Origin of the sequence: Humidesulfovibrio sp. (assembly GCF_035560995.1) — a bacterium.
Lineage (GTDB): Bacteria > Desulfobacterota > Desulfovibrionia > Desulfovibrionales > Desulfovibrionaceae > Humidesulfovibrio.
In genome coordinates this window covers 1-13,325 of the sequence record NZ_DATMYK010000306.1, presented here as the reverse complement: position 1 = coordinate 13,325, position 13,325 = coordinate 1, and the positions used below count along the sequence as shown (strand labels likewise).

The window sequence follows — 13,325 nt, the reverse complement described above, 5'->3', positions numbered from 1 at the left end:
GGCCGCGTTCCAGTTCCTCGCGGCTGCGCGCGGCGGAGAGGGACACCCGCACGGCGGCCGGGGCCGGGGTCTGGCCCACGGCAAAAGCGTCGCCCGCGATGACAACCACTCCGCGCAGGCCCGCAGCACGCTCGAAATCCGCCGCCCGCCAGGGGTCCGGCAGATCCAGCCAGATGAAATAGCCGTGTTCCTGCGCGGCGAAGCGCGCCCCCGCAAGGGCCTTGCGCGCCGTTTCATTGCGGCGTGCGGCCTCGGCGCGCTTGCGGCGCATGGTTGCGTCGGCCGTGCCGTCCAGAATCCAGGCGGCCGCAATCTCCGCGCACAGGGGCGAGGCCATCCACGTGGTGCCGGTGATGCCCAGGGCCAGGCGCTCCACCTGCTCCGGCGGGCTGGCCACAAAGGCCACGCGCAGGCCTCCGGCCACCATCTTGGACACGCTGGCCACAAAGAACGTGCGCTCCGGCGCCAGGGTCGCCAGAGGCACAAGAGGCTGCGGGGCGGTCAGGGCATAGGCCGCATCTTCGATTACCAGCAGATTGCGCGAGCGCGCCAGCTCCGCCAGGCGCTGCTGCCGGGCTGGGCCGGGCGTGGCCGTGGTGGGATTATGCGCGCCGGGCATGCAGTACAGGCCGCGCACCCCCTCGCGCGCGCAGGCGTCCTCCAGAGCCTCGGGCACCACGCCTTCGGCGTCCAGGGCGACGGGCACCAGCTTGATACCCAGAAGCGACGCCGCGGACATGAGGCCGGGATAATTCAGATTGCCCGCCGCCACGCGGTCGCCGGGGCGGAAGAGCACGGAAAGCAGCACCAGCAGCGCGTGCTGCCCGCCCGCCGTCACCAGCACGTTGTCCGGCCGCGCGGCCACGCCGAAGCGCGAGCACCAGAGCACCCCGGCCTCGCGGTGGCGCGCCATGCCGCGCGAAGGCTGGTAGCGCAGAAAGTCCTGGACGTCCGCCCGGGCCGCCAAGCCGCCGAGGGCCGCCCCCAGGTCCGGGTCCAGGCCGTACATGCCCGTCACCAGCCCCAGATCGACCATGCGCCGATGTGGCCGCGCACCCTGCGCGCTTCCGTCGCCCGCTTCATCTCCCTCCGCCTCGGGCCCGCCGCTCCACCAGGGGCTGCCGCCCTCCTGCGCCGGAACGACGATGGTGCCCCGACCGACCTCGCCGCGCACGGCCCCGCGCCGGGCCGCCTCAGCATAGCCGCGCGTCACGGTGCCAACGGTGACGCCAAGGGCGTCGGCAAGGTCGCGGTGGGTGGGCAGGCGCTGGCCGGGCACCAACGCTCCGCTGGCCAGATCGGCCTCAATGGCGTCGGCCAGGCCGAGATATTTGGGCCGATCATGCGGCAGCTGTGGCGTCCATATTGTCATGGGTACAATAATTACATTGACCAGTAAGACGTGTCAACATAGAAGCTGAACCGTATACGAAATGCCAATTTAACACGCAAAACACGGAGTGTACCATGGATACAATCGTAAATTGTCAGCACGCCATGCCTCGAGCACTGGATATTCGCAGCCTCGCCAGCAGCCTTCACACCAGCCTCCGCCAGCGGCACAAGCACAGGAGAAAACAATGACCCCGGAACTGCTCGCCTCCCTCTGCCTCTTCGCCTTCGTCTCCTCCATCACGCCCGGGCCCAACAACGCCATGCTCTTCGCCTCCGGCGTGAACCACGGCATCCGGCGCACCATCCCGCACCTGCTCGGCGTCACCCTGGGCTTCACCTTCATGCAGCTGGCCGTGGGCCTGGGCGTGGGCATGGTCTTCGAGGCCGTGCCCGGGCTCTACTCCACCCTGCGCGCCCTGGGCGTGGCCTACATGTTCTACCTGGCCTGGCGCATCGGCACCTCCACGCCGCCCGCGCAAGCGGAAGCCGCAAGCCCCGCGTCCCAGGCCGCAGGTCGGCCCATGACCTTTCTCGAAGCCTCGGCCTTCCAGTGGGTGAACCCCAAGGCCGTGATGATGTGCCTCACCGCCGCCAGCACCTATGCCCCGCCGGACAAGCCCATCCTGGGCGCGTTCCTGGTCACCGGCGTGTTCTTCGTGGCGGGCATGCCCTGCGTGGCCCTGTGGGTGCTGCTGGGCCGGGTGATGCGCGGTCTGTTGCAGGACCGCCGCAGGCTCCAGGCCTTCAACTGGGCCATGGCTGTGCTGCTGGCCGCAAGCGTGGCCCCCATGGCCAGGGAAGTGTTGCAGGACGTGTTCTAGCCCGCGCGGCGATCATCAAACGAGACAAAGGGAGGCGCGCATGGTGCCCATGCTCTCGGAAGTGTGGCGGCTGGCGGCGTATTTACTGCGGCCCGAGGGAATCGAAAGGGAAGAGTCCATTCCGTCCCGGCGCACGCCGCAGGGCGCGGCCCTGGCGGGATTCGCCAAGGTTCTGCTCTGGGCCTGCCTGTCGGTGCTGCTCGGCTTCGGTCTTGCGCGGCTGAAGTGAAGCCTCTGCGGGCGGCAGGGGCTTACCTCTTCGGCAAAACCGCCCGCAGATCGGTCTCCAGCTGGGCGTACACCGCAGCCACGGCCTCGCGCTGGGCGCGGATGAGTTCCTGGGGCGTGTTGGACGCCAGGGGCGCGGTCTTGCGGTAGTCGCGCGTCAGAAGCACCTTGCGCTCGTCGCCCCCGGCCTTGAGCAGCAGGAACTGCATCTCCACCACGGCCTCGGCGGGCTTGGAGGCCAAGTCCCCGTGCAGGGAGGTGACGTTGCCCTCCAGAATGTAATCATGGCCGGCGAGGCTCGAGGGGTCCACCACCTCGGCGCAGACGCCCGCCGCGCCCAGCCAGGCGCGCAGGTCCTGGGTCAGCATGTCCGCCGGGGTGACGAAGTAGACATTGTAGTAGTCGGCCGACCACACGCCAGGCGCGGTGCGGTACACCAGCTCCCGCCCGGTGGCGCGCGGCGAGACCACCAGACGGCGCACCAGCAGGACGCCGGGCGCGGCGGCCTGGCTGACGCTGGCGGCCGGGCGCGCGGTTTCCAGCGCGTAGAAGCGCTTCTCGATGGGCTGGCGCTCCAGCTTCACGCAGGCGCTGGCCAGGGGCAGGGCAAGAATCACGGCGAGAATGGCGGCGAGTGCGCGCATGGGGGCCTCCGTCTACTGCCCGCCCAGGGGCGATTTGTCCGGCGGCGAGCCGAAGAGCACGCCCGCAGGGTAGCGCTTGGCCTCGCCGGTAAGTTCCTTCAGATTGTCCACAAGGCCGCGCGCGCTGTCCAGAATGCCTTCCACGTTGGCCTGCTGCGCGGCGGTGAGCTGCTCCACCCGGCCGAGCACGGAATTGAGCCTCTTGGCCGCGGACTTGAGCTCCCCGATGGTTTCCCGCGCCTGCTGCATGGCCCCGGGCATCTGAGCCAGCTGGCGGCTGGTCTCGGGGTCGGCCAGGAACTTTTCCAGGGCCTTGGCCGAAACCTTCAGGCTGGCCACCATCTCCTTGGAATCACGCACAAGCTGCACGGTGTCCGGCCCGGCGGCCTCAACCACCTTGCGCGCGCCGGTCAGGGTCCGGGCGGCCTCGGGCACCAGCCGTTCTGCGGCCGGGTCGGCCAGGAGCACGTTGATGCGCGCCAGGAGCGCGCGGGTCTGGTCCAGGGTGGCGGAGAGCTTGGGCCCCACTTCCTTGGGATCGGTGCTGTCCAGGAAGGTGCTGGCGCTGTCCGCGAAGCGGCGGAAGCTCTTCACCGCCTCGGGCAGTTCGGCCTGGTCCAGGCCGGACAGGGTGTTGCTGATGCCGAGCACCGCCTGCTCCACCTGCGACAGGGTGCTGGGCGCTGCAGGAATATAGATGCTCGCGGGCTCCCAATCGATGGGCAGGGGCTGGTTGCGCTCCGGAACCACGTAGTCGAGCCCCAGGAAAAGCTGGCCGGTGAGACCCTGGGAGATGGTGCGGGCGCGCAGGCCGCGCGCCACTTCCTCGGCCGCCTGCTCGCGCGAGGATTTGGGCCCCATGGTGCCGAAGAGATCCTTGTCCAGGGTGCACAGCACGTAGACGTAGCGGTAGCCTTCAGCGTGCTTGCCGTACTTCCCGGCCACAAAGCCGATTTCGGACACGCTGCCCACGCGCACGCCACGGTATTTCACCGCCGTGCCCACCTCAAGCCCGTTGACGGACTCGTTGATGTAGGTCTCCATCTGGTAGGTGCGCTGGAAGAACTTGCCCGCGCCCAGGGCGAAGAGCACCACGAAGAGCAGCACCACCCCGCCGATGACGAAGAGCCCGAGCTTGAAATAGTCGCCGCCGCGAGTCATGGACGAGCCTCCGCCGCTTTGGGTTCAGAAGTTTGCGCAGTTTCCCCGGCCCCGCCTGCGCCGGGGGGCTGCTGGACGCCAAAGGGAACCTGGCCGTTTGACGGAGGATCGGGCACGCGGGCCTCGCGGTCGAAGAAGCGCCGCACGCGGGGGTCCGTGCTGCTCGCGTGCAGCTCCCGCGGGTCGCCCTCGGCCACGATGCCCTTGGCGTGCGCGTCGAGCAGGATCACCCTGTCGGCTATGGACAGGATGCTCGGCAGCTCGTGCGAGACGATGACGAAGGTGATGCCCAGGTTCTCCGCCAGGCTGCGCACTACGCGGTCCAGCTCCGCGCTGGTCACGGGATCCAGCCCGGCCGAAGGCTCGTCGAGGAACAGGATGGCCGGATCCAGGGCCATGGCCCGGGCGATGGCCGCGCGCTTGACCATGCCGCCGGAAAGCTCCGAGGGCATGACCTGGCCGAACTTCTCCAGGCCGACCATGGACAGCTTCACCCGGCTGATGACCTCGATGGCCTCTTCAGGCAGGTCGGTGTACTCCTCCAGCGGCAGGCCCACGTTCTGCTGCACGGTCATGGAGCCGAACAGCGCGCCCATCTGGTACATGACGCCGATGCCCTTCAGTATGCCCAGGCGCTCGTCGCCCTCGGCGGTCACAATGTCGCGCCCGCTCAAGTGCACGCTGCCGGAAACCGGCGCCAGCAGGCCGATCATGTGCTTGAGCAGCGTGCTCTTGCCGCAGCCGGAGCCGCCGATGACCACGAAGACTTCGCCCCGGCCCACGTCGAAAGACACGTCCCTCAGCACGGTGCGACGTCCATAGGCGCAGGTGAGCCCGCGCACGCGGATGATGGGATCGCGGACCTGAGGAGACGTGGTGGCGCCGGGGGTGGCGTTCAATTCGCTGCTGTCCATGGTGTACCTGCTCAAGCGTGTATCAAAACTTGAAGTAATAGAACAGCACGGCGAAAAGGCCGTCGGCCACGGTGATGAGGATGAGCCCGGCGACCACGGCTCCGGTAGTCGAGCGGCCCACGGCGCTGGCCCCGCCTCCGGTGCGCAGCCCCTTCAGGCAGCTCACCCCGGCCACCAGCAGGCTGAACACGATAATCTTGATGATGCTGCCGATGAGATCCGGGGCGGTGACGTTGGCGAACACGCGGGAGGTGAAGGTGACCAGCGGGAAGCCGATGGACAGCATGACCAGCGCGCCGCCCACAAGGCTCGCGAAGTTGAAGAAGAGCGTCATGATGGGCACCACGGCCAGGGATGCCAGGATGCGCGGGCCGACCAGGAAGCGCACCGGACTGATGCCCATGGTGGTGAGCGCGTCCAGTTCCTCGTTCACGTGCATGGTGCCGATCTCCGCCGCGAAGGCGCTGCCGGAGCGCGCGGCCAAAAGGATGGCCGTGACCAGCGGGCCCATCTCGCGGAACATGACAAGCCCCAGCATGTTCGGCACGTAGATCTCCCCGCCGAAGCGCTGCAGGGTGATGACCGACTGGAAGCTCATGATGAGCCCCATGAGGAAGCCGATGAGGAGCAGGATGGGCAGGCTCTGCACGCCCACGGCCAAGGCCTGGGTCAGCACGTCGGGCCAGCGCACCTGGTGCGGGCGGCGCAGGGAATTGTACAGCACCTGGGCGCTTTCACCCACGAAGCAGACGAGTTCGCGCAGGTCGCGCAGGGCCTCGCGCAGGCGGACATCCAGAGGGGAGAGCCCGGCGGCCTTCTCGGCGCCGGTCATGGCGTCAGGCTCACCATCGGGCTCGCCTGCGGATTTTTCCGCGCGCATGGCCAGATCAAGCAGGTGCTGGTAACGGGGCGGCAGGCCAAGAAGCTCCACCTTGGTGCCCGCGGCGGCGGCTTCAGAATGCAGCTTGACCAGAAGCGCCAGGCCCGCGCCGTCGATGTACTCGGCCTTGTCCAGCTCCAGCCGCAGGGACGTGAGCCCGCCGCCGCGCACGCGGGCCATGGCGGGCCCCCACAGCCGGGCCACCACGGCCGCGCGCAGGTCTCCCGTGAAGCGCACCGCCACGGCCCCGGGAGCGTCCTCGCGGACGGCAAGTCCCGGAATGGGTTCTGGCGCCTGCACTCTTTTCATGATTGCCAAGGGCTACCGCAAAGCGCGCGGAAAGGCAAAGGGAGGAAACATGCTTGAAACACCCGCCTCCTGCTCTGATTATTCCGCCGGATTCCTCATGAGCGCCGCACAACACGCTTGACTTTTCGTCGAAAACAGAATTTTATTCTTGAAACGGAAGGGTATCAGAATGATCGACAAGATTGACATGACCATCCTGACCATTCTTCAGGACAACGGCCGCACCTCCAACGCCGACATCGCCCGCGCCGTGGGCATGGCTCCCTCGGCGGTTCTGGAGCGCATGCGCAAGCTGGAGCGCAAGGGCGTCATCCGCGGCTTCGAAGCCGTGCTGCGCCCCAAGGACGTGGGCTTCACCCTCACCGCCTTCACCTTTGTGCGGGCGGATGAAGGCGTGGGCTCCACAGACATCGGCAAGGCCCTGGCCCAGGTGCCCGGCGTGCTGGAAGCCCACTACACAGCCGGGCAGGACTCGTACCTGGTGAAGGTGCGCGCCCGCGACACAGAGCACCTGCAATACATCCTGCAACAGTTCGGGGCCATCCCCGGCGTGCGCGACACGCGCACCACCGTCGTCCTGACCACCTTGAAGGAAACCCGCTCCCTGCCCCTCACCGACGACTCCCAGTCGACCGGAAAGCTCAACGGGCAGGCCAGCACAAAAGATCAGCCGAAGGAGTAGCAAATGGCAGCTATCGACACCGCCGCCCTGAACCCGAAGATCATCGCCCGGGGCAAGGAATTCTTCCAGAGCATCGCCGGAGAGGCCCCCTCCATCTTCAACAAGGGCTGGTGGACCGGCAAAGTCATGGACTGGGCCATGAAGAACGAGGACTTCAAGGTCCAGATGTTCCGCTTCGTGGACGTGCTCCCCTACCTCACCACCAGCGAGTCCCTGTCCCGCCACATCGAGGAATATTTCGGCGACAAGGACGCCAACATCCCGGACGTGCTCAAGTGGGGCGCGGGCAAGACCGGCTTCGGCGGCGGCCTGGTGGCCATGGTGCTGAACAAGGCCATCCGCTCCAACATCGAGGGCATGGCGCGCCAGTTCATCATCGGCGAAAAAGCCTCCGAGGCCGTGAAGGGCATCCGCCAGCTGCGCAAGGACGGCTTCGCCTTCGTCATCGACCTGCTGGGGGAGGCCCCGCTGAACGAGAAGGAATGCGACGAGTACATGCAGGGCTACATGGAGGTCCTGGCGGGCATCCAGTCCGAGTACAAGAAGTGGGACGGCCTGGACACCGGCGGCGAGCTGGACTGGGGCCACGCGCCCAAGATCAACGTGGCCGTGAAGCCCTCGGCCTTCTTCTCCCAGGCCAAGGCCGTGGACGTGGCCGGCAGCGTGGAGGGCATCTACCGCCGCGTGGAGCCCATCTACCGCAAGATCAAGGAAATGGGCGGCTTCATGTGCATCGACATGGAGCAGCTGAAGTACAAGGAAATCACCATCGAGCTCTACAAGCGCCTGCGCAGCGCCCCGGAGCACCGCGACTATCCGCACCTGGGCATCGTGTTCCAGTGCTACCTCAAGTGCACCGATGTCGACGTGTCCGAGATGATCGGCTGGGCCCGCAAGGAAAACCTGCCCATCTCCATCCGCCTGGTGAAGGGCGCCTACTGGGATTCCGAGACCGTGCTGGCCAAGCAGAACGGCTGGGAAGTGCCCGTGTACACCATCAAGGCCGAGAGCGACATGGCGCATGAGCGCATCGCCCGGATGATCCTGGAGAATCACGACATCTGCCACTTCGCCTGCGCCTCGCACAACATCCGCACCATCTCCAACGTCATCGAGACGGCCAAGGCCCTGAACGTGCCCGACAGCCGCTACGAGTTCCAGGTGCTCTACGGCATGGCCGAGCCCGTGCGCAAAGGCCTGCGCAACGTGGCCAAGCGCGTGCGCCTGTACTGCCCCTATGGCGACCTCATCCCCGGCATGGCCTACCTGGTGCGCCGCCTGCTGGAGAACACCGCCAACGAGAGCTTCCTGCGCCAGAGCTTCGCCGAGGGCGCGGAGCTGGAGCGCCTGCTGGAGAATCCCATCGCCACCCGCGACCGCGAAGTGGCGGCCAAGAAGGCTCCGGCCCCGGCCAAGATGGGCCCCGCCGGCTACCCGGCCTTCGCCAACCACGCCAACGTAGACTTCACCGTTCCGGCCGCCCGCGCCGGCATGGTGAACGCCCTGGCCAAGGTGCGCAAGGACTTCGGCAAGGTCTACCCGCTGGTCATCGGCGGCAAGGAGGTCAAGACCTCCGAGATGCTGGACTCCTACAATCCGGCCAAACCCGCCGAAATCATCGGCAAGGTCTGCCAGGCCGGTGTGAAGGAGACCCAGGACGCGCTGGCTGCGGCCAAGAAGGCCTTCCTTGAGTGGCGCAACGTGGAGCCCCTGGAGCGCGCCAAGGTGCTCTTCAAGGCCGCGGACATCATGCGCCGCGACATCAACGAGCTCTCCGCCCTGCAGGTGCTCGAAGTCGGCAAGCAGTGGGATCAGGCCCACGCCGACGTGGCCGAGGCCATCGACTTCCTGGAATACTACGGACGCGAGATGATCCGCCTGGGCTCGCCCCGCCGCATGGGCAACGCCCCCGGCGAGGTGAACCAGTACTTCTACCAGGGCAAGGGCGTCACCGCCGTCATCGGACCCTGGAACTTCCCGCTGGCCATCAGCGCGGGCATGGCCGCCGCGGCCATCGTCTGCGGCAACGCCGTGGTCTACAAGCCCTCGGGCCTGTCCTCGGTCATCGGCTTCGGCATCGCCAGCATCTTCAAGGAAGCGGGCCTGCCCGACGGCGTGTTCAACTTCCTGCCCGGCAAGGGCTCGGTCATGGGCGATGTGCTCGTGGAGCACCCGGATGTAAGCGTCATCGCCTTCACCGGCTCCATGGAAGTGGGCCTGCGCATCCAGGAAAAGGCCGCCAAGGTCCAGCCCGGCCAGGTGCAGTGCAAAAAGGTCATCGCCGAAATGGGCGGCAAGAACGCCATCATCATCGACGACGACGCCGACCTGGACGAGGCCATCACCGGCGTGCTGTACTCGGCCTTCGGCTTCCAGGGCCAGAAGTGCTCGGCCTGCTCGCGCGTCATCGTGCTCGACCCCATCTACGAGCGCTTCGTCTCCCGCCTGGCCGAGGCCGCCAAGTCCATCAAGATCGGCCCCTCCGAGGACCCGGCCAACTACATGGGCCCCGTGGTCGACAAGGCCGCCCAGCAGAACGTGCTGAAGTACATCGACATCGCCGCTGGCGAGGGCAAGGTGCTGGTGAAGCGCACCGACATCCCGGCTGATGGTTGCTATGCCCCGCTGACCATCGTCGAGGGCATCAACAAGGGCCACCGCATCGCCCAGGAAGAGGTCTTCGGACCCGTGCTGGCCGTCATGCGCGCCAAGAACATCGACGAGGCCCTGGACATCGCCAACTCCACCCGCTTCGCGCTCACCGGCGCCATCTACAGCCGCAGCCCGAAGCACCTGGAAAAGGCGCGCAAGGAGTTCCGCGTGGGCAACCTGTACCTGAACAAGGGCAGCACGGGCGCCATGGTCGAGCGCCACGCCTTCGGCGGCTTCAACATGTCCGGCGTGGGCTCCAAGTCCGGCGGCCCGGACTACCTGCTCCAGTTCATGGATCCCCGCCTGGTTTCCGAGAACACCATCCGCCGCGGCTTCGCCCCGGTGGAGGAAGGCGACGACTGGGTGGCTTAGGCCCGCTTCGCCTCATCACGAATACGCCACAAGGCCGGGAGTTCGCGCTCCCGGCCTTTTTTCACGCCTTTCCCCCGCCACGCCGTGAGGCCAGCGCCTTGACTTTCCCCTGCCATTGCTCAAAACTGCGTACAGACTGCGGATCTCCTAAAGCGCCAGCCGCGCCGGAGAATGCCCGCAACGGCCAGCGACACCCCAACAAACGAAGCCGCCATGACCGAACAGCCTGCTCCCGCGTCGAACATCGTCGAAAAAGGCAAGGCCCTTGCCCGCCACAAGGGCCTGCGCATCACACTCGGCACCCTGGCCGCGCTCTTTCTGCTCTTTGGCGCGCTGGGCTACTTCTGGCTGCCGGGCTTCGCCAAGGCCAAGCTGGAAGCCCTGCTTTCCGAGGAATTCGCCCGGCCCGTGAGCGTGGAGAAGATCGAGGTTTCGCCCTACACCCTCTCGGCCACGGTGCGCGGCTTCAGCGTGGGGCAAAAGGGCGTGGCGCCCGGGCAGCACGCGGGCAAGGGCCCGGAAGCCGAGCTCTTCGGCTTCGACAGCCTGTACGTGAACATTTCCACGGCAAGCATCGCGCGCGGCATCCCCGTGGTCAGCGAGGTGGCGCTCAAGGGCCCCAGGCTGAACCTGGCGCGGCTGGAGGACGGCAAGCTGAGCGTCTCCGACCTGCTGGACAAGTGGCTGGCCGGGCCGTCCTCGCCTACGCCGCAGTTCTCCGTGGCCGACATCACCATCGAGGGCGGCAGCGTGAGCTTCGACGACCAGCTGGAAGGCGCGCGCCACGAGGTGACGGAGCTGGCCCTGGGCATTCCCTTCATCGCCAACACCAGCGGCACCGTGGAAAGCAGCGTGCAGCCCAAATTCTCGGCCAAGGTGGACGGCGCGGCCCTGGCCTTCTCCGGCGCGGTGAAGCCCTTCGCCCCGGGCAAAGACGCCAGCATCGAGCTGAACATCCATGATTTCGACGTGCTGCGCGTGTTCAAGTACGCGCAGGCCAGCCTGCCCTTCGAGCTGGGCTCGGCCCGGCTGGACACCACGCTGACCATCGCCTTCGCCAAGCCCGAGGGCAAGGACGCGGCCGTGCGCCTCTCGGGCGACATCGCCCTGCGCGATGCGGACCTGAAGCTCACCAACGCCAAGGGCCAGAAGATCCTGCTGCGCCTGGGCAAGGCCGGGCTGCACCTGGACGAGGCCACCCTGGCCGGCACCGTGCACGGCGCGCTTTCCCTGGCCGAACTGGCCGTGCGCAAGGACGGGGCCAAGGAGCCGTTCCTGGGCTTCGGCGCTCTGGAGCTCACGGGCATCAAGGCCTCCACGGCCGAGCGCAAGGCCGAGGTGGGCGAGGTGAAGCTCACCAAGCCCTCCGCGTCCATCCGGCGCGTGGAAGGCGGCGAGCTGGACCTTGTGGCCGCCCTGGACGGCGTGGGCGCGGCCAAGCCAACGGCCAAGACGGCCCCCAAGGCGACGGCCAAGCCCGCCGCAAAGCCCGAAGCCACGCCTGCAACCAAGGCAGGGGCAAAGAAAGATGCACAGCCCGCCGCAAAGACGGACGCCAAGACCCAGCCCACGGCCTGGACTTGGCGCGTGGGCCGCGTGCTCATCGCGGATGGCGGCCTGCGCTACGCCGACGACACCCTTGGCGGCAAGGTCAAGCCGCTCACGGTGGAGGCCCTGGCGCTCAGCGTGGACGGCCTTTCCAGCACACCCGCCCCGGCCAAGGTCGATTTCTCCGCCCGCGTAAACGAGCACGGCGCAGTGAAGCTGGGCGGCACGGTGCAACCCGCGCCCCTCAAGGCCGAGCTGGACCTGGACCTGAAGCAGGTGGACCTCGTGGCCCTGCAAGGCTTCGCCAGCAGCGACCTGAACGCCGTGCTCACCCGTGGCGAGATTTCGTTGAAGGGTCGCCTGAACGTGGACCCGCCAAAGGCCGCCGCACCCAAGACGCCCGCCAAGGGAGCACCCGCCAAGGCCGAGCCACAGGCAGCGGAGGCTCCGGCCGCGTCTTTCAAGGGCGACGTGGCCCTCATCGACTTCAGCGTGCTGGACAAGGCCAACTCCGCAGACCTGCTGCGCTGGCGCAGCCTGAAGCTCACCGGGCTGGACGCGGGCTCCGCGCCCCTGCGCGTGGGCGTGGACGAGATCAACCTGTCGAGCTTTTTCGTGCGCCTGCTGCTGACGCCCGAAGGCCACCTGAACCTGAACGACGTGATGAAGAAGGAGCAGGTGGACGCGGCCCAGGCCAAGGGCGGCAAGCCCGCCACCGCCAAGAGCGCCGAGACGAAGCAGGCGGACACCAAGCCGGTGGAAACCAAGCCGGTGGAAACCAAGCAGGCCGACGCCAAGAAGGCCGGCCCCGCTCCGGACATCCGCATCGGGCGCATCGTGCTTTCCGGCGGCGGCATCAACTTCACGGACCGTTTCGTGAAGCCCAACTACACGGCCAACCTGACCGACCTGAACGGCCGCATCGGCGCGCTCAAGGCGGGCACCCTCACGGACATCGCCATCCGGGGCAAGGTGGACCGCACCGGCCCGCTGGACATCTCCGGCAAGGCCGACCCCCTGGGCCCGGCGCTGAATGTGGACATCCGCGCCAAGGCCACGGGCATAGAAATGTCCGGCTTCACGCCCTATTCCGGCCGCTACGTGGGCTATGTCATCGAAAAGGGCAAGCTTTCCGTGGATGTGCACTACACTGTGAAGGACGGCCAGTTGGCGGCGGAGAACAACATCTTCCTGGACCAGCTGACCTTCGGCAAGAAGGTGGACAGCCCGAACGCCCTGTCCATTCCCGTGGGGCTCGTGGTGGCGCTGCTCAAGAACTCGCGCGGGGAAATCGACATCAACCTGCCCATCAAGGGCTCGTTGAGCGACCCGGAATTCAGCATCGGCGGGGTCATCGTCAAGGTGCTGCTGAACCTCATCACCAAGGCGGCCACCTCGCCCTTCACCCTGCTGGCCTCACTCTTCGGAGGCGGAGAGGAATTGTCGTACGTGGCCTTCGAGCCCGGCCAGAACACGCTGACGCCCGAGGCCGAGAAGCATCTGGATACCCTGGCCAAGGCCCTGCGCGACCGCACCGGGCTCAAGCTCGAACTCGCGGGCGGGGCCGACCCGGCCCGCGAGGAGGACGGCCTCAAGCGCGCGCGCATGGTCAACAAGATCAAGGCCCAAAAGGCCACGGAACTGGCCCGCCAGGGCAAGACCAGCGGCGGCGTGGCCGAGATAAGCCTGACGCCCGAAGAATACGCCAAGTACCTTGAG

General features: G+C 67.3%; 10 protein-coding genes. 5 read left to right on the top strand and 5 right to left on the bottom strand.

The genetic code is table 11. The features are described from left to right. On the bottom strand, positions 1-1,372 hold a 1,372-nt coding region (locus VN419_RS12285; protein WP_325647515.1), incomplete at its 3' end, for a PLP-dependent aminotransferase family protein. Positions 1,373-1,580: 208 nt separating this feature from the next. Here VN419_RS12285 and VN419_RS12280 point away from each other — a divergent pair. Both VN419_RS12280 and VN419_RS12275 read left to right on the top strand, forming a co-directional pair. After that, positions 1,581-2,216 carry a LysE family translocator gene (locus VN419_RS12280; RefSeq protein ID WP_325647514.1) on the top strand — a complete coding sequence of 212 codons (636 nt, stop codon included), beginning with the start codon at positions 1,581-1,583 and terminating at the stop codon, positions 2,214-2,216. Positions 2,217-2,256: 40 nt separating this feature from the next. Beyond that, a complete protein-coding gene (locus tag VN419_RS12275) occupies positions 2,257-2,445 on the top strand; it encodes a hypothetical protein (protein ID WP_325647513.1) in 189 nt (62 codons plus the stop codon). Positions 2,446-2,467: 22 nt separating this feature from the next. Here the strand turns inward: VN419_RS12275 and VN419_RS12270 are convergent, their stop codons facing one another. From VN419_RS12270 to VN419_RS12255, 4 genes are read right to left on the bottom strand one after another with little or no spacing between them, the layout of a single operon-like run. After that, positions 2,468-3,088, bottom strand: a complete 621-nt coding sequence (locus VN419_RS12270; protein ID WP_325647512.1) for an ABC-type transport auxiliary lipoprotein family protein — start codon at positions 3,086-3,088, stop codon at positions 2,468-2,470. 12 nt (positions 3,089-3,100) lie between these two features. Beyond that, a complete protein-coding gene (locus tag VN419_RS12265; RefSeq protein WP_325647511.1) occupies positions 3,101-4,249 on the bottom strand; it encodes an MlaD family protein in 1,149 nt (382 codons plus the stop codon). After that, positions 4,246-5,163 carry an ABC transporter ATP-binding protein gene (locus VN419_RS12260; RefSeq protein WP_325647510.1) on the bottom strand — a complete coding sequence of 306 codons (918 nt, stop codon included), beginning with the start codon at positions 5,161-5,163 and terminating at the stop codon, positions 4,246-4,248. The genes VN419_RS12265 and VN419_RS12260 overlap by 4 nt, the downstream gene beginning before the upstream one ends. A 22-nt stretch (positions 5,164-5,185) precedes the next feature. Continuing rightward, positions 5,186-6,352 (bottom strand): ABC transporter permease, encoded by a 1,167-nt coding sequence (locus tag VN419_RS12255; RefSeq protein ID WP_325647509.1) that lies wholly within the window; start codon positions 6,350-6,352, stop codon positions 5,186-5,188. Between the two features lie 169 nt (positions 6,353-6,521). On the opposite strand from VN419_RS12255, the gene VN419_RS12250 reads away from it, so the two are divergent. The 3 genes from VN419_RS12250 to VN419_RS12240 form a co-directional block, all read left to right on the top strand. Beyond that, positions 6,522-7,034: an Lrp/AsnC family transcriptional regulator gene (locus VN419_RS12250; RefSeq protein ID WP_325647508.1), complete on the top strand. Its 513-nt coding sequence runs from the start codon at positions 6,522-6,524 to the stop codon at positions 7,032-7,034. A 3-nt stretch (positions 7,035-7,037) separates the two neighbouring features. After that, complete coding sequence (gene pruA, locus VN419_RS12245) at positions 7,038-10,058, top strand: L-glutamate gamma-semialdehyde dehydrogenase (RefSeq protein ID WP_325647507.1); 3,021 nt, start codon at positions 7,038-7,040, stop codon at positions 10,056-10,058. A gap of 213 nt (positions 10,059-10,271) precedes the next feature. Next, positions 10,272-13,325 (top strand): DUF748 domain-containing protein (locus VN419_RS12240; protein WP_325647506.1); only part of this gene is annotated, 3,054 nt, incomplete at its 3' end.